The sequence below is a fragment of the Clostridium tanneri genome (assembly GCF_033659955.1).
Lineage (GTDB): Bacteria > Bacillota > Clostridia > Clostridiales > Clostridiaceae > Clostridium_AM > Clostridium_AM tanneri.
On the sequence record NZ_JARUJP010000023.1, the window covers coordinates 1 to 22726 of the forward strand.

Sequence of the window (22726 nt, forward strand, 5' to 3'; positions counted from 1 at the left end):
ACTAAGTTACACCAAATAATGGTTAACATCTACAACAACTGTAAGAAAGCTTCAGAAGACTATGGCTTTGGATACAACTTAGTTGCTGGTGCTAACATCGCTGGTTTCGTAAAAGTTGCTGAAGCTATGCATCAACAAGGAAACTACTAAAATTAAAATAGCGTAGAACCTTCTAAATTAAAGGGGCTGTTCATAGTGATTAAAAAAATCGCTAATGTAACAGCTCCTTTAGTTTATTTATAAAGGAATAGCTTTTAACCATATTAATGAATATAATTGAGCCCAGTTGTACAAAATAACAACTGGGTTAACTTTTGGAAAAGGAGTGCCGACATGAGAAGTACTGAATCAAATAGCCTGGATAAATTGCTGAGTTTTATTGAGAAATACTATTATGTATTTCTAATGCTTGTACTCTCCTTAACATTATTCAATCTTTTTTATTATCTAGGAGAAACCCCTATCTACAGCTGGGATGAGGCAAGACACGGGGTGAGTGCCTATGAAATGGTTAAAAATAATGACTTTATAGTAAACACTTACGGATATAAAAATGATTACTGGAACCTAAAGCCTCCTGTAAGCTTTTGGGCAATAGCCCTTGGTTATAAAATAGCAGGCTTCAATCCTTTAGGTTTAAGATTATTTTCTGCAGTTGCAGCTCTTTTAACTATATTTATAGCAGCAATGCTGGTGAAATATAAACATGGAGCAGCAGCTTCTTTAATCTGTGTATTAATTCTTACTACATCACCAAAGTATATTGTAATTCACAGTGCTAGAACAGGAGATGCAGATGCATTATTTGTGTTGTTTTTCACTGTAGCTATGATAGCTATGATTTTAATAGAAAAAAATAGAAGATTTTTATATTTAGCAGGATTAGCATTTTCATTAGCTTTTTTAACTAAAAGCTGGCATGCCTTAAGCATAGCGTTAACAGGCTTTATTTATCTGCTTTTTACTAAGACTTTATTCAAGCTAAAGATTAAAGAATGGATTTTATTTATTTTAAGTTCCTTTTCTCCTATATTAATATGGGGGATTTTAAGATACAGCAGAGACGGTTTTGAATTTTTCAACATGATGATAAATTATGACCTTTTAGCAAGAACAAGCAGAACCTTAGAAGGACATATAGGAAATAAGTGGTTTTACGTTAATACATTAAGGTCCTATTATTCCATGTGGTTTGCAATTCTTATATTAGGTTTATTTACTTACTATATCTCAAATTCTGATTTAATAAAAAAAAATAAAATTAATACTGAAAAGAGAAATTATTATCTGGCACTGATTTTATGGATACTAGTTCCCCTACTAGCCTATTCAAAGGCCAGTACAAAGATATACTGGTACATATATCCGGTGTATATTCCTATAGCTATAGCAGTCAGCGGAATATGCGGTGCCTTGATAAGGGGAGTAAGACGAAATGCAGCAGTTCAACTAGCAGTGATTATATCCCTTTTAGTAGGGGCAGGCACCTATGAGACTGTAATTTTAAAGCACATTGTACAATTTAAAAATGACAGTAAAAGGGTAAATATTCAAAACATCCACTTGAGTGAGGATATAAGAGGTGCTGACGTTTATGTCTATTATGGTGCAGATGCAAAAATAAATGTGGGGCCTATTAGTGAAATGAAGGATTGGGAGCAAAGCGATTTGCTGTCTGCAGAGTTTTATTGGGATTTGGTACCTAAGGATGGTGGTTTTAAAGCCTTTCTTAAGGATGGAGAGAACTCTGTTATATTAGTCCCTAAAAGAAAAGAGTTTACTAAGGTTATAGAAGATAATAAGCTTAGGGTTATATCTGACAGTGGCTCCATGTACATTTTGACCAAGAATAAAAGTTCTTTTACCAAAGAATAATGATAGTTAGGATAAAAACTTAGAGCTGTAAATTAATAATGAATGGAGGCACTGATTAAGTTTTTCTAAGTTTTCTTAACCAGCATATACTAATGGATGATAAGGCTTTAATTTCAGTAGTTGTACCTATGTATTATGAAGAAGAAGTAGCAGAGGAATGCTATAGGAGATTAAAGGAGGTTATGAATACTGCTGAGCCGAATTATGAACTTATATTTATTAACGATGGCAGCAAGGACAGAACTCTGGAAATACTGAAGTCTATAGCAAAGGAGGACAGAAAGGTAAAAATAATCGACTTTGCCAGAAACTTTGGTCACCAGACAGCAGTTACTGCAGGAGTTTTTAATTCTAAAGGAGATGCAGTTGTTATAATAGATGCAGATCTTCAGGACCCTCCGGAGCTGATTATAGATATGATTGATAAATGGAAAAGCGGCTTCGATGTAGTATATGCAAAGAGAAAGAAGAGAAATGGAGAAACTTTTTTTAAGTTATTCACTGCTAAGTGTTTTTATAAATTTCTATCCTGTATGTCAGAAATTGCAATACCTAGAGACACCGGTGACTTTAGACTTATGGATAAAAAGGTGGTAGAAGTATTTAAATCTATGCCTGAAAAAAATAGATTTGTAAGAGGAATGGTAAGCTGGGTTGGCTTTAATCAAAGTTATATTGAGTACGAAAGAGATGAACGTTTTGCAGGAGAGACAAAGTATCCTTTAAAGAAGATGTTGAAGTTAGCCTGTGACGGTATAATTTCCTTCTCCACTAAACCTTTAAGGGCAGTAACAAAGCTAGGAACTGTAACCATAGCTTTATCCTTAGCAATGCTGCTTTACTCAATAATTATGAAACTTACAGGTGGAAGTCCCATTAACAGTTGGACTTTTATAATGGAAGGAATCATATTCTTTAGTGGAATACAGCTTCTATCTATAGGCATTCTAGGAGAATATGTAGCGAGAATATACGATGAAAGCAAGAATAGGCCTTTGTTTATAGTAAAAGATATGATAAACTTTGGGGAAGAAGAAAAGCAGATATTAAAGGAAGTAAAACAAATATCTTAATAAAAGACCAGCAGTGCTGGTCTTTTACTTATGAAAGGATGCTTACAAATTTAATAGAATAAATATCACATAGTGTACGTCTATTTGTTTCTGGTTCTCCTATGATAATATAACTAATTCCAACCTTTTCTAAAACTCCTGTACGGTCTTGAAGAGTACCGGTTCCTAGAAGGAAGGTTACTAATACTCTTTTACCTACCTGAGTTCTTAAGTAGCCTTGAGTATATTCAGTGTCTAGAATAGTAGGTGAGCCTGGTGCAGTTTCGAAAGGTGAACCAGCAAAAGGTGCCTGAGGAGATTGAACACCAGTAGTTCCAGTACCAGGAGTCATACCAGTACCAGGAGTCACACCAGCTCCCATACCAGTACCAGGAGTCATTCCAGCACCGCCGTTAGCAGGACCCATTTCAGTTCCTTGCATCATTTCATCAGCCATCATATCCTCTCCTTCATACATATTAATAGGTGTTCCAGTAGCTGCTGGAAATGAACTAGGAAATGAACCAGGCATTATTGGAACAGCTCTTTGACAAGGCATCATGCAATTAAAGCAGTAATTTGGATACATAAAAATACCTCCGTGATAAATTTATAAAATTAAAGGCTCCGTAACTTTCCGTTTTTAAAGCTAGTGATACAAATAGTAGCTAACTAGCTTTGAAAATAACTTGCGGTAGGATTATAGAAACAATGATTTTCCACCTTTACTTGAAAAGTTCCATTTCCGTTATATGGGAAAAGATAAGGGCAAGGAGCATATGGGTTAAAGTACCATAAAGAAGCCCCTACAGTAAATAATCTGTTACCAGCTAATGCCCAATCGGCAATATCATAATGTATTTGCTCTGGAGGATTAGCCCAAAGAGTCTGAGGATTAGCTACTCCACCAAGTACTGGACGGGTACAGTCAAACTGGCCTTTTTGATAAATTACATTTCTCACATTACCTTGACCTATTCTTTGATATTCGCCGCCGGGCGCTCTTACTCTGTTCAATACAACAGAAGCAACGGCTTTCATGCCATTGTCACCTTCCCCACCGGCCTCGCATTTTATAAGTCTTGCCAGTAGTTCCCTGTTATCCATTAAGTTATACACCTCATTAATTTTGCTTACAATATTATTTTATTTTACAGCACTGAAATGGTTACAAATATTATAAAAAATTATTAGTGAATTTTTAATAAATGCTTTTATGGACAAGGTAGCAAGAAGGTACAACCTTGCATAGTATAAAACCACAAAGGGTAAGTGGTTACTAAGGAGGGGAAAGGGATAGTGCTTATACTAGTTTTTGTAATAGGTGGTGCTGTAATGCTGTGGATATTAAAATATAAAGTGCTGCTGCCAGGTATTAAACAAAAGCAAACGGAAGAAAAGCTCTATCATGTAGTATATTTTGATCAGCTCACTGGGCTGCCAAATAGACTCTTATTTTTGAAGTGTATAGAGGATTTCGTTGCTACTGCAAAAGAGAATTCTGGAAGCATAGCTATTTTATATCTTGATATTAACAGGTTTAAAATAATAAATGATATTGAAGGCTACGATGCAGGCGATAAATTTTTGAGAGATTTGGCAGAAGAACTTCCTTCCTGTCTAGGAGAAAGTATGATACTTGGAAGACTTGGCGAAGATGAGTTTGGTATATTGATGCCTAAGGTTAAAAGTGAGGAAGAAGTTCTTCAGCTGTGTGACAAGATAATAGCAGCTATAAATAGAGATTGGAAGATTAGCAATAGAAACTTCAATATAGCAGTTTGCATAGGAATAGCAGTATATCCGCAGCATGGTGAGACTGCTCTCGAACTTCTAAAAAATGCTGATGCAGCTATGTACTACGCTAAGGAAAGGGGAAAGAACTATTATGAGTTTTATAAACCAGCCTTAAGCAGTAGAACTTTAAATCAGGTATCTATGGAGAACTCTATTATTAAAGCTATAAATAGAGAGGAATTTATTCTTTACTACCAATCTCAAATTCGTATAGTAGATAATAAGGTAGTAGGGGTGGAGGCTCTTATAAGATGGCATAGCCCTGAACATGGAATTATTCCACCGGACAAGTTTATACCTTTTGCAGAGGAAAACGGACTGATTGATTTTATTGACAGATGGGTTATGAAAACTGCCTGTCTTCAAAGCAGAAGATGGCAGGAATTAAATAAAAAGCCTATAAGAATTTCAATAAATGTATCTAGTAAACAGTTTGAAGATCCAAAGTTTATAGAATATGTGAGAAATACAATAGATGAAACTAAAGCAGGTCCTGCCTGGTTAGAAGTTGAAATTACAGAAAGTGCTCTTATGAAATATCCAGAAGAAACTATTAAAATTCTCAATGAATTAAAGAGCATGGGTATAAAAATAGCTTTAGATGATTTTGGTACCGGGTATTCATCCTTAGCCTACTTGAAAAAGTTTCCTATAGACAAACTAAAAATAGACAAGTCTTTTATAAGGGATATAACTCAAAATAAAGAAAATGAGGCTATAGTTAAGACTATAATTGACTTATCTAAGAGTATGGGAATTAAAGTAGTAGCAGAAGGGGTAGAAACAAAGGAACAATTAGAAATACTAAGGAAGCTTAACTGCGATGAGGTTCAAGGATATTTATTTAGTAAGCCGGTAGAAGGTATAGTTATTGAGGAAGCACTTATTGGAAGGGTTGAAAATTGAGCATAGGAACTGTAGGCTGGTATTTAATATTACTTTTATACCAGCCTGTTAAAATTAAAGACTAATTATATTTATCCGTTTACAATTTCTCCGCCGTTTACATGGATAGTTTGCCCAGATACATAGGTAGAATCACTGGAAGCCAAAAATACATAGGCACCAGCTAGCTCCACTGGTTGACCTGGTCTTCCGTAGGTTACATCTGAACCAAAGGTACCAACATCTTCTTCGCTGAAGGAGGCAGGAATAAGAGGAGTCCAAATTGGTCCTGGAGCAACGGCGTTAACTCTTATATTGCGATTTGCCAAAGATGCAGCCATAGAACGGGTAAAGGTAACTACTGCACCTTTAGTAGAAGAGTAATCTATTAAAGTTTTACTGCCTTGGTATGCAGTAATAGAGGCAGTGTTAATTATAATACTGCCATCCTTAAAATGAGGCATAACAGCCTTTGTCATATAAAAAAGACTGAAGATGTTTGTTTTAAAGGTTTTTTCAAGCTGCTGAGAGGTTATATCCTCTATACTATTTTGAGGATACTGCACAGCAGCGTTATTTACAAGAATATCTATTTTGTTAAAGGCAGTTATAGTTTTTTCAACTGCTTCCCTGCAGAAGTCTTCGTTGCTTACATCACCAGGTATTAATATACACTTTCCCCCTAATTTTTCTATGAGACTTTTAGTTTCTTCTGCATCCTCATGCTCATCAAAATAAACTATAGCTATATCTGCGCCTTCTTTAGCATAGGCTATAGCTACAGCCTTTCCAATACCGCTGTCTCCACCAGTAATTAAAGCTGCCTTATCCTTTAATTTATCAGAACCTTTATACTGAGGGTCATCAAAAATAGGTCTTGGATTCATCAATGCCTCTACACCAGGCTGCTTATCCTGTTTTTGGGGAGGTATTGATTTTGGAAAGTTAGTATACATTATTGCAATTCACCCATCATTTTATTAGCATCATTTTTAGCTTTAGTAACATCAGCATCTGGAGCATCCTTTGTAGCGTACCAGCCCTTCTGCTTCATAGCATCAAATATTTTGTATTGAACATCTTCAACATTTTTAAAGTTGTTAACTAAAGTATCTCTAAGATTTTGACAGGAAGCTTCAGTTATTCCTGTACTGTAAGCTGATATAACCTGTTTTTCACTAGTAAGTAAATCCTGCATTAAGTCTTTTTCTTGCATTATGTTTCCCTCCAATTAATTAAATTTTATGTTATTGATGAGAGTCTAAATAAGATTTAAGTGAAGTAAAGTTTTGTTTGTGAACATTTGCAGCTTGGTTGCATAGGTTTTTTAAATTAGAGTCCTGACACATTCCAGCAACTTCATGGAACTTTTTGTTCATAAGTGCTTCATGATTTAGTTGGTCCTCTAAGACCTTTAAGTTGTTGCTTTCTATTTGCATGTTGTTTGGCATAAATTTGACCTCCTTAGAATTTTTTACAGAGTTATTATTAGCTATTGGAGGGAGAAATATAGGTGGAAGAAACTTCAATTTAATTAGTATGTAATAAAAAAGATGAGGTGTCCAAGTAGAAACACCTCATCTTTTTTTACTGCAATTTAACAGCAGCATTGTTTATTTTAGACACAAGATAGTTGCTCACTATCCCATTTCCGCCTAGAATATCAAGAGTAAATCTATTGCTTCCTGTAAGCTTGTTTATAGACCTTGCTCCGTTAACATAGGATATATCTGATACAAGAACTAAAGGAGCACCGTTATTAAAGGCTGCGGCAGCACTTCCGCTTAAAGAATCAGGGAAGTTTTCACCATTTGCTAAAAATACTCGATTTAAGTTACCAGAATAAAAATAATCATTTATCTTTTCATTGGTATCATATCTGTCTAGTCCGCCTAATCTTACAATTTTACTGCTAGTAATATTACTGATTTTATTTTTTATATTTTCAGAAACAACACCGGCACCACCTACAATATAAACAGTAGAAGGCTGTTGATTTTTAATATAATTTTCTACTGTTTCATTCAAGCTATCCTTAGAAGTTAAAAGTATAGGCATCTGACTGGCACCTGCCTTTGAGGAAATACTTAAGGCATCTGCAAACATAGAGTCATTTGTAACTATTACAGGCATTCCCTTTGGTAAGTTTAAAGTTTGGGCTATTTTAACACTAGTGTCATTTCTATCTAGTCCACCAACTCTTATTATATTATTTCCTGAATAGCCTTGTTTAGTAAAATATTCAACATAGGAGCTGTCAACAGCGCCCTGTCCTCCTAAAATGTATATCTTGCCGTTTTTATTAAGATTTTTAGTTATATACTGCAGTACAACCTGACTATCTTGAGGATTTTTATCTACAAGAAGCAGTGGAGAATTAAGCCTTCTCGCTAAAGTAACTCCTGATAGACCATCTGGAAAATCATTACCGCTGGCAATAACTACATTTTTTAAGTCTACATTTTTAAAGTTCTCTTCTGCTATAATCTTTGAAGTCTCATATCTATCCTGGCCGCCAAATCTTTCAGTTTTGTTTATTTTAGAAGGTACAGTGGAGGTTCCGTTAACAAAGTTTAAAGGACTTAGAACAGGATTGCTCCAGTAGCCTCTATTGTTTTTTGTTTCTAGAATAAAGTAATAATTACCTTCTGCCATGTTATTAAGATATACTGTTGTTTCTGTTACCTGAGTAGTTCCAGATATCTCTTTAACTAAAAGACCACTTTGATCAGAACTGTTATTTAAATCACCTTTATAAATTCTAATTCTGTACTCGCTTTGGTATCCATTGCTTCTAGTGTCGTTAAAGTTCCAGTCGAAGAATACTTTACCACTCTTTTTATCAACAGCTTGTCTGTATAAAGGACTTTCTAAAGTAGGCTGTGCAGAATTGCTTTCAATATAATCACTGTTTATATACTTATATCTGTAGGCTTTGTAATTATTCATTAAATAGTCCTTAGATCTATAAAACTCCTTTACCTTTTGCCCTGTACCGTCAGTATTATCTATAGTTGCCTCCAGAGTAGCAGCTCCTATTACATTACCATAATCATCATAAACCCAACCTTGGAAGAAGGCAGCACTATCGCCTCTATTTAAAAGCACGTCCATATTTCTTAAGTCATCAAAGGATATAGGATCTAGATAATCCTTTAAAGTATAAGAAGTAAGCTTTCCGCCGGCAATTTTTAAACTGCTTTGAATAAAACTAGCAGAATCTATACCGGCAGTCTCGCCTTTATAACCACCTTCAAAGCGTACATTTCCAGCGGTAGCCCCTTTAGTTAGAGCTTCAGAAAAGTTACTCCATAATCTATTAGAAGTAGTATCAATTCCGTCAGATCCGCCGTAATTGTAAGGTATACCTGTTTCTGTAGAATCGGTTTTATCTCTTAAATGTTCAGGTAATTGAATATAACCATAGGTTTTCCCGTTCAAGTCTTTATTATAGTGCCACTGAGTATAAGCCATCTTATAAGCTCTGTCCTGAGCTTCCTGTCTAGAAATGGCTGAAGCGGCCTTAGGGCTGTATATTGAAGAGCTTGTAGCTAAAGAAAATGTCAGTATAAACATAATAAACTTATTTCTTCTTTTCATTCAAAAACCTCCTAGTAGGATTAATTTTCCTTTATAAGGTCACAATTTAAAACACTTTCCATCATGTAATTATATTTTAACTTTCCGACCACTTCAATGAAGAAATAATGGAAGTGGTGGAAAAGGGGGAGAGTTCACAAAAAGGTTCATAAGTGATATAATGTTAATTAATATTTTCAAAAGAAGACCAGTATAATTTAGTACTAGGACTCTAAGAGCTAGAAAAGCTCTTTTTTGTTTTGTTAGATTAATTAAACTTAAAATGGACAAAACTACAATAATGCAATAGTGCATTAAATAATAATGGCTAGTATTAGCAAATCAAGCTGAAGCAGATATGACGTGAATATAGAAGAAAGGAAGTGCTGACATGAAAACAATATTAATAACTGATTCTTGCAGCGATTTACCATTAGAGTATATAGAAAATAACAACATAATATATATGTCATTAACCTACGAAATTAAAGGACAAGAATTTAAAGATGACTTTTGGAAAACAACAAAATCTAAAGAGTTCTATGACAAACTAAGAGAAGGGGAACTTTCAAAAACCTCGCAGGTTAACTCACACAGATACTATGAAGAATTTAAGAAACATATAACTCAGAATAACTCTATTATATATGTAGGTTTTTCCTCTGCTTTAAGCGGAAGCACTAATAGTGCTGCTATAGCAAGAGAACAGCTCCTAGAAGAGTTTAAGGATGCTGATATTACAGTAGTTGATACTAAAGGTGCTTCTATGGGCCAGGGGCTTTTAGTTTATTATGCTAATGAGATGTTAAAAAGAGGAGATTCTAAAGAAGAAGTTGTTAACTGGTTAGAAGAAAATAAGCTAAAACTAAGTCACTGGTTCACAGTAGAGGATTTGAACCACCTGAAAAGAGGAGGCAGAATATCCAGTACTGCAGCGGTAGTAGGCACACTACTTAACATTAAGCCAGTGCTTCATGTAGATAATGAAGGTAAATTAGTTCCTGTTGAAAAAGTAAAGGGCAGAAAAAAATCTTTAAAAACTCTTGTAGATAAACTAAGTGAGAAAATAGTAAATGCTGAAGAGCAGATAATAGGTATAAGTCATGGCGACTGCATTGAAGATGCAGAGCATGTAAGAGATTTAATTTTAGAGCAGTATAAGGTGAAAGAGTTTATTATAACTAATGTAGGTCCTGTTATAGGCTCGCATTCAGGTCCTGGAACGGTGGCCTTATTTTTTCTAGGCAGCAGCAGATAACTTTTTAGTAGAAAAAAATTATGAAGATATTTTAAAAGTTTTCGATTATAATACTGGGACATACTTTTTAGGAAAAATTTTCAATGGTAAAATATTTATCCTAAGCTGTAAAAAAGTTATGTTATAATATATAATGAAAATAGTTGAATATTTCACTAATAGATTAGGAGGACTTTAAGATGAAGGGAAGAAGATTTCTAAGCACTGTTTTAACGGCTCTAGTTGTGTCAGTAACTTTAGGAACTGCAAGTGTACAAGCAGCTTCCGTAGAGAGAACTAGCGGAAGTGATAGAATAGGAACGGCAAATCAGCTTGCTGTTAAATCCTTTGGAACTGCACAGAATGTAATTCTTGTAAACGGATATGGCTATGCAGATGCAGTAAGTGCAACTCCTCTTGCTAAGCAGTTAGGCGCACCGATACTTTTAACAGAAAATAAGAGTGCACTTGAATCATCAGTGTTAACTACAATCCAAAGCCTTGGAGCTTCTAAGGTTTATATAGTTGGTGGAACAGGAGTTGTATCTCCAGCTATAGAAGCTTCTTTAAAATCAAAGTATACTGTAGAGCGTATAGCAGGAGTAACAGATACTTCAAGAATGGGAACTAACGCAGAGGTTGCGAAGAAAGTTTTAGGCTTAAGTGGACAAAAGGGAGCGATCCTTGTAAATGGACAAGATGGATATGCGGATGCCTTATCAGTAGCATCTATAGCTGCCAAAAAAGGATACCCAGTATTATTTGGAACTCGTACAGAAGTAGCTCCAGTAGTTAAGGAAGTTGCTAAGGATTTAACTGTTCTAGGTGTAGGTGGATCATGGGCACTACCAGATGCTGTTGTAAAATCTGTAAATGGAACAAAGATAACAGACACAGCAGAAAAATCTAAGGATAGATTTGCTACAAACTTAGCAGTTTTAGATTACTTTAAAGATGATTTAGATTTTACTAATATATATTTAGCAGCAGGTGGAGCAACTAATACTCAATTCGCTGACGCTCTTGTAGCTTCTGCAGCAGCAGCTACAAAAGGTTCACCACTAGTTTTAAGTGGAATAGGAGCAAATGCGGACCAAATAGCAAACGCTACTGAATATGTACTAGCAAAAGCAGGAGACAGCGGCAAGGTAATTATAGTTGGTGGAACAGGATCTGTTTCGACAGATATTGAAGCTAAATTTGTAAACCAAGATTCACTTGAAGTAATAAGTATTGAATAATAGCTGGCAAAGCCATAGATAATTTAAATAAAATTATCTATGGCTTTTTTATGAATAAAAAAAGGAATTTTTGAATATGTGTAGAATAGTATAAGTCATATGAAAATATAAGTCTAGACAACCATATTTTTCATCAAGTTGATAATTTTATACTTCATAACTAAAAATAATCGATGACCGTACCTTAAATTACCTATTACAAAAGTATGGAAAAGCTGAAATTAATGTTGTATAATGGTAGAAGAGGTTATATTAATATGTTATGATTATTTAAGACAAAAAAACTTATTAAATCATGTAAAGTATAGAAAATCCAATACGAATATGGTATAATAAGGAGTGAGTTTCACAGAAATAGCTTCTGTAAGATTTAATGTAATCACAGATTGTAGAAGATTTACATAAAATTAGTGGAATATGCAATATAAGTGTGTTATAATTAAATCTGTTTCTAAAAATATGGACCAAGCTACAAGTGTTTGGTTATATTTAATAAGTATATATTGTAAAAATATATATCTAAAATTGTAAAACAATTTATTCACTTAAATCGAGGAGGGTATTACGATATGAGTAAAAAAGGTACAAGAGCACTTGCTAGTGCTACACTTATGTCCTTAGTTTTAACTACAGCTTTATCAGCTGCTCCAGTTAAAGCTGCAGCAGGACAAGCAACAAGAGTAGGTGAGGCTGATAGATATTCTACAGCTGCATCAGTTGCTACAAAGAACTGGGACAAAGCAGAAACAGTTGTATTAGTAAATGGTGAAGGATATGCAGATGCAGTAAGTGGATCAGCATTAGCTAAGAAATTAGACGCACCAATACTTTTAACTTCAGGAAACACATTAACTGCAGAAACTAAAGCTGCTTTAACAAAATTAGGCGCTAAAAAAGTATATGTAGTTGGTGGAAACGCTTCAGTTTCAGCAGCATTAAGAACTGAATTAAAAGCTAGCTACACAGTAACAGAATTAGGTGGAGCTAACAGATACGAAACTAACGCAGCAGTAGCTGAAGAATTAGTTAAATTAGGAGTAGATCCAGCTAATGTAATGATGGTTGGAGGAGAAGGATTCTCAGACGCTCTTTCAGTAGCTCCAATAGCAGCTGCTAAAGGACAAATCCTTTTACTAGGAATGAACGATGCTAACTACATGAGCCCAGTTATTGACTTCGTTAAGAAGCACAAGTCAAAGGTTACAGTAGTTGGAACTAAAGGTGTAATAAGTGAAGCTATATACAATGCAGTTGGAGCAACTAGCAGAGTAGATGGTGGAGCAGATAGATGGGATACAAACCAAAAAGTTTTAGCTTCATTCAAGGATACAGTTAAATTTGATAAATTATATGTTGCATCAGCAGCTTATAATGCAAAAGACAATGGATTTGCAGATGCTCTAGTAGCTTCAGCTTTAGCTGGAAAATATGCTGCACCATTAGTATTAGTTGACAAAGATGGATCAACTGGAACTAACAATGCTTTAGCTTACATTGGAAAGAACGCAAGCAAGAAAACTGACTTAAATGTAGTTGGTGGAACTGGTGTTGTTTCTGAATCAGTATTAAATGCAATAACTAAAGCTGTTAACCCAGAAAAACCTGGAACAAACGGTGACAATAAGGTTGCTGAAATAAATTCAATAAACCTTAACCAATTTGATATCGTATTTGATTCAAACGTTGACGAAGATACAGCTGAGTTAACTTCAAACTACAAAGTTGGTGGAACTCAATTAACTGACAAAAACGCTCACGTAGAATTAATAAATGATAACACAGTTAGAGTAACTTTAGTAAAGAGTGAGTTCTCTATAGATCAAGGTAATGAAAAGACAGTTTCAGTTAAGAAAGGTATCTTAACTGCAGACAAGACTCAAACAATAGCAACTTTTGATAAGAAGATAGAATTCAAAGATGTTACAGCACCAGAAATAAAAGAAATATCTGTAAGAGGTAACAGCAAACTTGTTCTTAAGTTTACAGAAGCTGTTAATATGAGCAGTGTAAGCACATTAAAGTCATTAATTCAAGTAAATGACAAGAGCTTATCAAACGTTGAAGTAGAAGTAAAAGAATCTGCATCAAACGGAACAGAGACTTGGGCAAGTGAAGTAGAATTCTACTTTAGTTCAGGACTTAAATCTGGAGAAAATACAATAAAAGTTAAAGATGCAAAAGACAAGGTGTTAGTAGACGCTGCAGGATTTGCATTTAAAGAAGCAGAAGAAACAGTTACAGTAGACAACGTAACTACTGAACCAGAAATAAAAGATATTACTTGCACTGATGATGGTGAAGTAAGAGTTATATTTGATAGAGCAATGGATAAAAAGACAGCTATAAAAGATGACTACTATCAAATAAACGACAAAGACATCGATGGAGCTAAGCTTGAGCTTAAAGAAGATGATACTGTTGTTAAAATAACAAACATCCCTGCTGATGTATTAAAAGACAACACAAACGTATTATCAATAACTGACAGCGTTAAAGATGCTTTCGGAAACAAAATAGACGATGATACAAGAAAGAGCTTTGACAAAGAAAAAGATGAAACTAAGCCAACTGTGCTAAGTGCTACAGTAATAGACAACAAAACACTTCGTGTTCAATTCAGTGAAGATGTTAAGTATGCTTATGCAACAGACAAAGATAACTATGAATTAAGAGATGCTTATAACGTAGACTTAATGGGTAAGAGCGGAGTATATGTAAGACCATCATCTGATGTTGATTACAAAGACAAAGCTGATACTGATACATTTGACATTAAGTTTGATAAGTCATCATACAAGTTAGATAGTTCAAAATATACTTTAACTGTTGAAAACATAATCGACAAAGCAACTGAACCAAACAAAATGGACGATCAAACTATAACTATAGATGGAAATGACGATACAGCTCCAAGCGTAGAGGACTTAGATGTATTCCAAAAATCTTCTACAGAAGTAGCTATTTACTTCGGTAAGGAAATGGACGCATCTACACTTAATGACAAAGCTAACTACTACTACATCAACGGAGATGGAGAGCAAGAAGATCTTCCAGAAGACGCTGATATAGATGTAAGTAATGACAACAAAGGTGTAGTTATCGACTTTGAAGATGCTAACAAGACAATAAAGACAGATGCAACTTCAGGAGATGACGTTGTTAAGAAGATAGGTGTTAAGAATGTTAAGGATGCTTCAGGAAATGAAATGTTCCCAGGAGTATTAAGCATAAAAGCAGCTTCAGCTACTGGTCCAAAACTAGAAGAAAATACACTTAAGATGAAGAAAGATGGAGACGATGTTAAGGCAGAGTTCCAATTAGATGTTGCTTTAGATACAATAAACCCTGCAGACTTCAAGATTTCAGGAAGACAAGCAGACGATGCAGACTTTGATGGAAAAACTGTAACACTTACATTCGATGAAGGAGACAGTGCTGATGCTATAATGGCTCTTGGAGTAAATGCTGAGCTTCAAATAAAAGCATCTTCAACAGAACCATCAGAGGATATAGCTGGACGTAAGATAGTAGCTGGTACACAAAAAGTTTACTACAATGAAATTGCTCCAGAAACTGATAGAGATAACTATAGCGCAACAGTTACTGTAGACGCTGCTGGAAAGGTAACATCTGCATCAGTAAACATCACACTTAAGACACCAGTTGATACTGATATACTTGGATCATACAAAGATGACTTTGTATTCACAAGTGGATCTAAGCTTGATGTTGCAGACGTAAAATTAATAAAAGCTGATGGAAGACCTACATTAGTATTCAAGCTAAAGGATGCTTCAAAAGTTGAATTAGGTGGAAGTATTGATATAACTGCAGCTACAGATGAGGACGATATTGATTTAAGAACTGCAAAAGATGAAAACGGAAAGACAGTTAAGTTTGTTCCATCATCTGATGATACAAAAATCAAAAAAGTTAAAGTTACAAAAGGTGAATTAACTGAAGATCCAAACACTCCAAATCCAGCTACAGAAATAAAAGTAGTTAGCGCAAGCTATGATGCTTTTGGATTTGTTACAGTAAAAGTTAACGATGTAACAGCTGTTGACAAAGTATACGTAGATGGAAATGTTAAGGATATACCTGCTGGATTCATCGATAAAACAAACAACACTATAAAGGTTTCTTGCGATGAATATGTTAAAATAGAATTAGCAGATAAAGATGGAAAGAAAGTTACTGCTTATAATGTAGCAGCACCAGGTGCAACTTTAACAGCTACTTATAACAAGTATACAAACTTAACTCAAAGTGCATCCATAACAGTTAATGATTCAGCATTAGTAGATAAAGTAGAAGTTAACGGAAACGTTGTAGATGCTGCAAGCATCGTAAAAGACGCAAGCGATAAAACTATACTTATCATAAAGAATCTTGCAGATGAACCAACAAGCATTAAATTAACAGCTAAAGATGGAAAAGTTGTAACTGTAAAATAGTACAACATAAGCACTGAAAATTTATAAAAGTAGTATACTTCTCGAGGTTAAGAACCTCGGGAAGTATATTAAAATGGAGATGTCAGTTATGAAAATAAAAGGTTTTATAATTGGTTGTATTTTATGTACATCACTTACAGGAGTGACTGTACAAGCAGCACCAAGAGATGTAAAAAATTTAGATACAAACAAGGTCTATATGCATTCAGAATATAGTATAGATCCTAATAAGTTTAACGAAATGTTAATAGACATGGCTGGCGCGCATAAGTTTTCCTATGAAATGGATAATAGAGTCTACGATTTTGATAAGGTAGATAAGGCATTAGGTGACGGTAAGAAATTAAACAAAACTGTTAGACAAGTCTTAGATGAATTAAAAAATGATGATTCGTTTCTTATCAGCCCAGATTCTCCAGGGGATACTGTAGAATTTGATATAGAAAAAATATACTAAAACAATTTTAATTACCTAAAAACAAGGAGGGTTTCATAAATGAATAACAAAAAACAGGTAGCAGTACTTTCAACAGCTGCTTTAAGTGCTATGTTTATAGGCGCAGCGTCTACTAACGTACAGGCTGCAGATAGAGACATGACAAATTTAACTAAGAATGTTCAATACTTAGCTGAGAAATATAGACTTGATCCAGCAGAGTTTAATAAGTTACTTATAGACTTAACTGATTCAGATGTTTTCTCATATGAATACAAAAATGCAAAATTAGATTTCACTAAATTAGACAGCTTTATTGGAGAGCAAAAGAAAGCTGGAAAAACAATTACTCAAGCTCTTGACCTTGCAAAAGACAAGCCAGAATTAATTGTAACTCCAGTTGGTACTGAACTAAAAGTAGATTCTGTAAGTGCTATTACTAAAACACAAGTAAAGGTTGTATTAAGCACAGAAGTTGACTCTGTAGCAGCTTCAAACTTCAAAATAGAAGGTGGAAATGTAACAGCAGCAACGCTTGCAAGCGACAAAAAATCAGTAACTCTAGCAGTATCAGGACTTGAGTATTCTAAGGATTATACACTTTCAGTAACAGGTGTACTTGTAGATGGAAAAGAATCAAATTTTGGCACAAAGACATTCAAGACACCAGCAGTTACAGACCTTTGGGATTTACAAGTTAGCTCAAGCGATGAATCAATAGTTGCTGACGGTGCAGACAACACAGTAGTTACATTTAAACTTATGGATAAAGTAACTAAAACAGTAGATACTGAAGCAAATGATATAGTTCTTGACTTAAATACAACTTATGGAACACTTGCTGCTAAACGTGTAACAGTACAAAAGGGTGTTGCAACAGTAATTTTAACATCTGAATTCTCGAATACAGATATTTCAGCTAAGATAGATGCGCAAATAATAGAAGCATCTGGAGACTATAAGGATCTAATAAACAATGTTGCAGGAACTGGAAGCGTATCATTTAAAACTGCAACAACACAAAATGTTGAAACAGTAACACTTGTATCAGCAGAAGCTAACCAAGCAGATAGAATAACATTATTCTTTGATAAAGAAGTTTCACTAAAACATTTTGTAAAGACAAATGACAAAGGTGAATTATTATATACTGTAGGTGCAAAAACAGATTATGTTGCTAAAGATTTAGAAAAGACATCTGCTGAAGTTATTAGTCATACATTAAAACTAAATGACACAATAAAAATCAATCAAGGTTCGAATTATAACTTTGTTGTAAAGGGCTTTAAGACAGTAGCTGGCAATTCAAAAGCAATAGAAGTTATCCTAGACAAAACAACTGTATTGAAAGATAATGCAGATGTTGCTGTAGTAGTGAATACAGTAAATTCATTAAATAAGGTAACAAATTCAAGTGCTCAGTTTAAGTTAACAGATGCTCGTAAACCAGAAGCAACATCAGTAACAGTTCAAGGATTAAATGAATTAAAAGTTAAGTTCTCAGAAGCTATTGCTGATTCTGCATTTAAGATAGATGGACGCTTTGATGGAGTTAAAAAAGGATTAGAAAATTCTCAATCTAAGTTCACTTATAAATTTGGAGAATTTAATGCTGCAACACAAATTGATGATCGTGACCTAGCAACTATTGAACTTTTAGCTGCATATGATGAGGATGGAATTGCAGATAACCTAGATACTAATAAAACAATAGCAGGTTATTTTGCACAAGGAAATCATACATTACAAATTTCATCAATGAAGGACTTTGCATATGCTACAGATTTGAATAACATGGGAACTACACAAAACTTAGGATTTGCAGTAGCAGAAGATAAGGCTCAACCAACTGCAAAGATATCAGTAGAATCACCTGAACAATTCCGTATTACATTTGATAAGAAAATAGCAGAAAATCTTACAACATTAGTAAACGGAACTGATATAAAACTTCAAAAGCTTAATAGTAACGGAGAGTACGCTGATGTAGATACAACAGCAACAGATACATCAATTACTGATGTAAAGGATAAATTCAACTATGGAACTGACTTCCAAGTGACTAAAGTGTCAGCTAGTGAATATACAGTTGAACTTAAAAGAGATTGGACAAAAATTTATGATACAACACACACAAATAAAAACTACTACAATGACAAGTATAGATTTGTAATAGGTAAGGGTAAGATAACAAATGTATCAAATGGTCTTAAGAATGAGGAAATAAAACTTGACCTTAACTATGCTGGATCAGCATTAAATACACCAGATGTAACAAGTCCAGTTATTAGTGCTATTGAGCGTGTAAAATCTGACTCTAATAACTTCTACGTTACAATGAGCGAGCCTGTGAAACTTGTGGTAACAGATACTGTAAAAGATAGCGCTACTGGCACACTTGCTCAAGGACAAACACAGTTACCTAATACAACAGCTCAGTTTATAGGTAAAGACAAGAATGGTAAAACAGTAACATTTGATGCACATGTTGTTAGTTATGCTGATGAAAATGCAGCTGACAAGGTAATTGAAATAGAATGGACTGGAGCTACAAACCCACAAACAGTAGTAGATGCTGGTGGTAGTGAAAATTGGACTCTTGTTGTTCGTTCACTTTCTGATGATATAGGAAATACAGCAGCGTCAGCAACAAAAGAGTTCAAAATTGAAAAATCTGCAGCAACAGCTTCACCATTTAAGGTTGCTAAAGATGGTCAAGGTGCTTATAAAGTTATAGGAACTTTAAATACTACAGCTGATGATAAAATAGAAATAACATTTACAGAGGGCGTTAGTTTAACAGGAGTTAGCGATGCAACAAATCCAGCGCAATACACAATAAACGGCAAAACTGCACCAGCTGGAACAAGTATTGAGGTAAAAGACTTAGATACTAATATTGATAATGGATTTGAAAAAGTTATAATCACACTACCAGATGGAACATTATCAAGAGGTGCAGATAAATCTAATGTTATCGCAATCAATAAGAATTTAGTTTCTTATGATGGATCAGTACTAGAAGGTGAACATGAGTTTATAGTTCGTGTTTTAGAAAATGACAATCAAGCACCAACAGCATCAGACTTTGTAATAGGTGGAACAAATGTAGCTGATGTACATGGTCAGGTAAACGGTGATACAATTACATTTAATGTACAAGCAGATAAAACTTACTCAACAGGAAGTGTTACATTAACTGATGATGTTTCAGAAAAAGTTGATGTTACAGTTACCTTAGGAACTGGATCAGTAACTGTACCAGTAGAAGTAGGTCAAATAGAAGCTTTACCAACTGGATTCGGATTAGGTGCTCCAGGTAAAACAGGAGCGCAATTACAAGCTTTAGGTAACAAGACTGTCGTATTAGCAGATGATGCTGGAAACTCAAGAACTTATACAATAAAGTTTACTGCTCAACCAGCTCAAGTATAAAAGTGTAAAACCTTACTCAATAAGTTAACATATGAACTGAGTGGAGACAGTTCCTACATCCTTTAGGATATAGGGACTTTCTCTAACTTATTTACTGAATAGAACGGAAAAAATCATATCTTAATCAAATCAGATCTATTATTGCAAAAACTACCAGAGCCTATCACTGGTTGAAAATGAAATAATACATATAGAAGGCTGTTAAGGGGTACCTTTATAATAAGCATACCCGTTAACAGCCTTTTTCTTTCTTGACAATTAGGTAGAGTTTAGCCTCACTCTTAAGAAAAAACTAAGAACTAAGTATTTAATAATGAGTAAATTAGATATGGATAAGTTGTAAACCTTAGTATAAGGTTTTCCTTAATATACCTTAAGCAACTTACTATTACCAGCGTTGAATAGCTTTATCCAGCTATGGTATAATGAACAATACATGGAACTTTTAAAATATAATTAAGGAGGCTTTACAAATGAATAAAAAATCAAAAATTAATGTATTAAAAACTTCATCTCTAGCTGCATTAGTACTAGCAACTGCAATTAGTGCAGGAACAGTTAGCGCAGCTTCTGGAAAAGTTACAAGAACTAGCGGAACTGACAGATATCAAACAGCAGCACAAATTGCTAAAGCAAATTGGACAACCTCTGAAAATGTAGTATTAGTATCAGGAGAAGGCTATGCAGATGCTATAAGTGCGTCAACTCTTGCTAAAAAGCTAAATGCACCTATTATCTTAACTACTGCAAAGACTTTAAATAGTGATGCTAAATCAGCCATTGATTCATTACAGCCAAAGAACATCTATGTTATAGGCGGAAATGCTTCAGTGTCAAAAGAAGTTAGAGATGGCTTAAAGACTAACTACAATGTTGTAGAACTAGGTGGCGCAAACAGATATGAAACAAACGTAGCTGTGGCTTCAAAGCTAGTAGAACTTGGCGTAGATCCATCTAATGTTATTATGGTTGGTGGAGAAGGCTTCTCTGATGCTTTATCCGTAGCTCCAGTAGTAGCTTCAAAAGAACAAATACTTTTACTTGGTATGAATGACACTAACTACATAAGCCCAGTTGTTAACTTCGTAAAAAAACATAATTCTAAAGCTGTGGTAGTAGGAACTAGCTATGTAATAAACGACAATGTATTTAAAACTGTAAATGGAACTTTAAGGGTAGAAGGTGGAGTAAACAGATTCGATACAAATCTTAAGGTTTTAAATGCATTTAAGAGCGATTTAAAGATGAACAAGCTATTTATAGCTAATGCTAGCAAAGATGGCTATGCTGATGCACTAGTAGCTTCTGCTTTAGCTGGAAAAACTGCATCTCCACTAGTACTTGTAGATACAGAAAGCTCTGATGACACTACCAAAGCTATAGACTATATAAAAGCTAACATTGTTTCAGAGACAGATCTTCAGGTAATAGGTGGTGCTGGAGTTGTATCTGAAAACTTAGTTTCTAAAATAAATGGCGTTGTTCCGCAAACACCACAGAATCCAACCACTCCAGAAACTCCGCCAGCTAATTCAGAGAAGTCTTTAACTATTGTATCAGCAAGATACTACTATTTACTTAATGGAATGAATATGAAAGTTAACGACACAAGTTTAATCGATAAAGTAATCATAGACGGTAAAGAGATGCCAAGCAGCAGTATAACTAAGACAGATACAGCAGTTGCTATATCTGGTTTGTCTGATGAGCCCAAGTCTGTAAAAGTTATTGATAAATCAGGAAAAGAATATACTGTTACTTTAAGTAATTAATAGGAGAAGATTATGGAAGAAAAAGTAGAAATAGAATTGTCATTACCTCCTCAACTGGAAGCCGTTGTATCAGGTGTACAAAAAGAAATAATGACTGAAGAATTAGAGGAACTGTCTCCTATAAAGGAGAACGATGTAAATATATCAACCATATATGTTTATGATGATGGAGATGAACTGGAGGCTAAAGTTTATTTTAGAAATGCATTAAATAGAACAATAAACTTTGAAAAAGTATCCTTAGCTCTAGTAGACAAGGAAGACAACGTACTATGTATGAAAGTATTTGATTTAATGGAATTAGGAGATATACCAGCCTATGCAGCTACTCCTTGGAAGCTTTACTTTGAAAAAAAATTCATGAATAGAATTGATGTAGATTTTAGTCAATGTAAAGTAGTTTTTAACTCCCAAATAAGAGCGATATCTTATGCCAGCATAGAATACCAAGAACTTCCAAAGGAGTTTGAAGATATAAGAACCACTTTTGAAGAGTTCTTAGAAGACCTTCCTAAAATGGAGAAAAATCAATTAAGTATATCAACCTTTAACATATGTCTTCAAACTGGTGGTAAGGTTATTGCAACCTTAGTAATAAGAAATTCAGCAGACAGAGATGTTTCTATTCAAGAAATACCTCTGACAATAAAAGATGAAAACAACATCATTATTGCTTCTGGAAGGTTTACTTTAACTGACTTTGTGCTAAAACCTATGAAGGCAAAGGTAGTTAACTTAGCTTTTCAAACAGATTTAACTACAGAAAAGTCAGTAACTAAGGATAACTGGAGTGCAATATTCGAATAAGTAAACTACAGTGATACTATCTTTTAAAAGGCTATAAGAAGCCTTTAGGTAAAAAACAAACCTTTATAAGGTTTCTGGATTGCAATTGATAATACAAGCCTTAAAATGTCTCTTAGAGCATTTTAAGGCTTGTATTATTTTATGATATGTATT

General features: G+C 34.4%; 16 protein-coding genes and 1 pseudogene. 11 read left to right on the plus strand and 6 right to left on the minus strand.

Going from position 1 to position 22726, the window contains the following annotated elements:
- From P8V03_RS15530 to P8V03_RS15540, 3 genes and pseudogenes are all read left to right on the plus strand, one after another.
- Positions 1-150, plus strand: a pseudogene (locus P8V03_RS15530) (NADP-specific glutamate dehydrogenase); the annotation flags it as partial.
- A gap of 183 nt (positions 151-333) precedes the next feature.
- Positions 334-1875: an ArnT family glycosyltransferase gene (locus P8V03_RS15535; RefSeq protein ID WP_318798875.1), complete on the plus strand. Its 1542-nt coding sequence runs from the start codon at positions 334-336 to the stop codon at positions 1873-1875.
- 92 nt (positions 1876-1967) lie between these two features.
- Entirely contained in the window at positions 1968-2948 is a 981-nt protein-coding gene (locus P8V03_RS15540) for a glycosyltransferase family 2 protein (protein ID WP_318798876.1), read from the plus strand.
- A gap of 28 nt (positions 2949-2976) precedes the next feature.
- On the opposite strand, the gene P8V03_RS15545 is transcribed toward P8V03_RS15540, so the two are convergent.
- Both P8V03_RS15545 and P8V03_RS15550 read right to left on the minus strand, forming a co-directional pair.
- The gene (locus P8V03_RS15545) at positions 2977-3516 is read right to left on the minus strand and encodes a hypothetical protein (RefSeq protein ID WP_318798877.1); all 540 of its coding nucleotides are present in this window, start codon (positions 3514-3516) and stop codon (positions 2977-2979) included.
- Between the two features lie 83 nt (positions 3517-3599).
- Positions 3600-4034 (minus strand): cell wall hydrolase, encoded by a 435-nt coding sequence (locus P8V03_RS15550; RefSeq protein WP_318798878.1) that lies wholly within the window; start codon positions 4032-4034, stop codon positions 3600-3602.
- A gap of 192 nt (positions 4035-4226) precedes the next feature.
- On the opposite strand from P8V03_RS15550, the gene P8V03_RS15555 reads away from it, so the two are divergent.
- Positions 4227-5630, plus strand: a complete 1404-nt coding sequence (locus P8V03_RS15555) for a putative bifunctional diguanylate cyclase/phosphodiesterase (protein WP_318798879.1) — start codon at positions 4227-4229, stop codon at positions 5628-5630.
- 71 nt (positions 5631-5701) lie between these two features.
- On the opposite strand, the gene P8V03_RS15560 is transcribed toward P8V03_RS15555, so the two are convergent.
- The 4 genes from P8V03_RS15560 to P8V03_RS15575 form a co-directional block, all read right to left on the minus strand.
- Positions 5702-6565 (minus strand): SDR family oxidoreductase, encoded by an 864-nt coding sequence (locus tag P8V03_RS15560; RefSeq protein ID WP_318798880.1) that lies wholly within the window; start codon positions 6563-6565, stop codon positions 5702-5704.
- Entirely contained in the window at positions 6565-6825 is a 261-nt protein-coding gene (locus P8V03_RS15565) for a spore coat protein (RefSeq protein WP_261670647.1), read from the minus strand. The genes P8V03_RS15560 and P8V03_RS15565 overlap by 1 nt, the downstream gene beginning before the upstream one ends.
- Positions 6826-6856: 31 nt before the next feature.
- Positions 6857-7060 carry a hypothetical protein gene (locus P8V03_RS15570; RefSeq protein ID WP_318798881.1) on the minus strand — a complete coding sequence of 68 codons (204 nt, stop codon included), beginning with the start codon at positions 7058-7060 and terminating at the stop codon, positions 6857-6859.
- Positions 7061-7196: 136 nt separating this feature from the next.
- On the minus strand, positions 7197-9209 hold the full coding sequence (locus tag P8V03_RS15575) for a cell wall-binding repeat-containing protein (RefSeq protein ID WP_318798882.1): 2013 nt from the start codon (positions 9207-9209) through the stop codon (positions 7197-7199).
- Positions 9210-9579: 370 nt separating this feature from the next.
- On the opposite strand from P8V03_RS15575, the gene P8V03_RS15580 reads away from it, so the two are divergent.
- The 7 genes from P8V03_RS15580 to P8V03_RS15610 all read left to right on the plus strand — a co-directional run bounded on the left by P8V03_RS15580 (position 9580) and on the right by P8V03_RS15610 (position 22573).
- Complete coding sequence (locus tag P8V03_RS15580; RefSeq protein WP_318798883.1) at positions 9580-10446, plus strand: DegV family protein; 867 nt, start codon at positions 9580-9582, stop codon at positions 10444-10446.
- A gap of 179 nt (positions 10447-10625) precedes the next feature.
- Positions 10626-11666: a cell wall-binding repeat-containing protein gene (locus P8V03_RS15585; RefSeq protein WP_318798884.1), complete on the plus strand. Its 1041-nt coding sequence runs from the start codon at positions 10626-10628 to the stop codon at positions 11664-11666.
- 569 nt (positions 11667-12235) lie between these two features.
- Positions 12236-16123, plus strand: coding sequence for a cell wall-binding repeat-containing protein (locus P8V03_RS15590; protein ID WP_318798885.1), 3888 nt, complete (start codon positions 12236-12238; stop codon positions 16121-16123).
- A gap of 88 nt (positions 16124-16211) precedes the next feature.
- A complete protein-coding gene (locus P8V03_RS15595; protein ID WP_318798886.1) occupies positions 16212-16580 on the plus strand; it encodes a hypothetical protein in 369 nt (122 codons plus the stop codon).
- A 39-nt stretch (positions 16581-16619) separates the two neighbouring features.
- Positions 16620-19994: a hypothetical protein gene (locus P8V03_RS15600; RefSeq protein WP_318798887.1), complete on the plus strand. Its 3375-nt coding sequence runs from the start codon at positions 16620-16622 to the stop codon at positions 19992-19994.
- A gap of 473 nt (positions 19995-20467) precedes the next feature.
- Entirely contained in the window at positions 20468-21766 is a 1299-nt protein-coding gene (locus tag P8V03_RS15605) for a cell wall-binding repeat-containing protein (protein WP_318798888.1), read from the plus strand.
- 12 nt (positions 21767-21778) lie between these two features.
- Positions 21779-22573 (plus strand): SLAP domain-containing protein, encoded by a 795-nt coding sequence (locus P8V03_RS15610; protein ID WP_318798889.1) that lies wholly within the window; start codon positions 21779-21781, stop codon positions 22571-22573.
- Positions 22574-22726 lie beyond the last annotated feature (153 nt).

Coding starts and splice junctions, on each gene's coding strand:
- P8V03_RS15610 (WP_318798889.1), top strand. CDS start 21,779: ATGGAAGAAAAAGTAGAAATAGAATTGTCATTACCTCCTCAACTGGAA.
- P8V03_RS15565 (WP_261670647.1), bottom strand. CDS start 6,825: ATGCAAGAAAAAGACTTAATGCAGGATTTACTTACTAGTGAAAAACAG.
- P8V03_RS15590 (WP_318798885.1), top strand. CDS start 12,236: ATGAGTAAAAAAGGTACAAGAGCACTTGCTAGTGCTACACTTATGTCC.
- P8V03_RS15535 (WP_318798875.1), top strand. CDS start 334: ATGAGAAGTACTGAATCAAATAGCCTGGATAAATTGCTGAGTTTTATT.
- P8V03_RS15550 (WP_318798878.1), bottom strand. CDS start 4,034: ATGGATAACAGGGAACTACTGGCAAGACTTATAAAATGCGAGGCCGGT.
- P8V03_RS15545 (WP_318798877.1), bottom strand. CDS start 3,516: ATGTATCCAAATTACTGCTTTAATTGCATGATGCCTTGTCAAAGAGCT.
- P8V03_RS15600 (WP_318798887.1), top strand. CDS start 16,620: ATGAATAACAAAAAACAGGTAGCAGTACTTTCAACAGCTGCTTTAAGT.
- P8V03_RS15570 (WP_318798881.1), bottom strand. CDS start 7,060: ATGCCAAACAACATGCAAATAGAAAGCAACAACTTAAAGGTCTTAGAG.
- P8V03_RS15595 (WP_318798886.1), top strand. CDS start 16,212: ATGAAAATAAAAGGTTTTATAATTGGTTGTATTTTATGTACATCACTT.
- P8V03_RS15605 (WP_318798888.1), top strand. CDS start 20,468: ATGAATAAAAAATCAAAAATTAATGTATTAAAAACTTCATCTCTAGCT.
- P8V03_RS15575 (WP_318798882.1), bottom strand. CDS start 9,209: ATGAAAAGAAGAAATAAGTTTATTATGTTTATACTGACATTTTCTTTA.
- P8V03_RS15585 (WP_318798884.1), top strand. CDS start 10,626: ATGAAGGGAAGAAGATTTCTAAGCACTGTTTTAACGGCTCTAGTTGTG.
- P8V03_RS15540 (WP_318798876.1), top strand. CDS start 1,968: ATGGATGATAAGGCTTTAATTTCAGTAGTTGTACCTATGTATTATGAA.
- P8V03_RS15580 (WP_318798883.1), top strand. CDS start 9,580: ATGAAAACAATATTAATAACTGATTCTTGCAGCGATTTACCATTAGAG.
- P8V03_RS15560 (WP_318798880.1), bottom strand. CDS start 6,565: ATGTATACTAACTTTCCAAAATCAATACCTCCCCAAAAACAGGATAAG.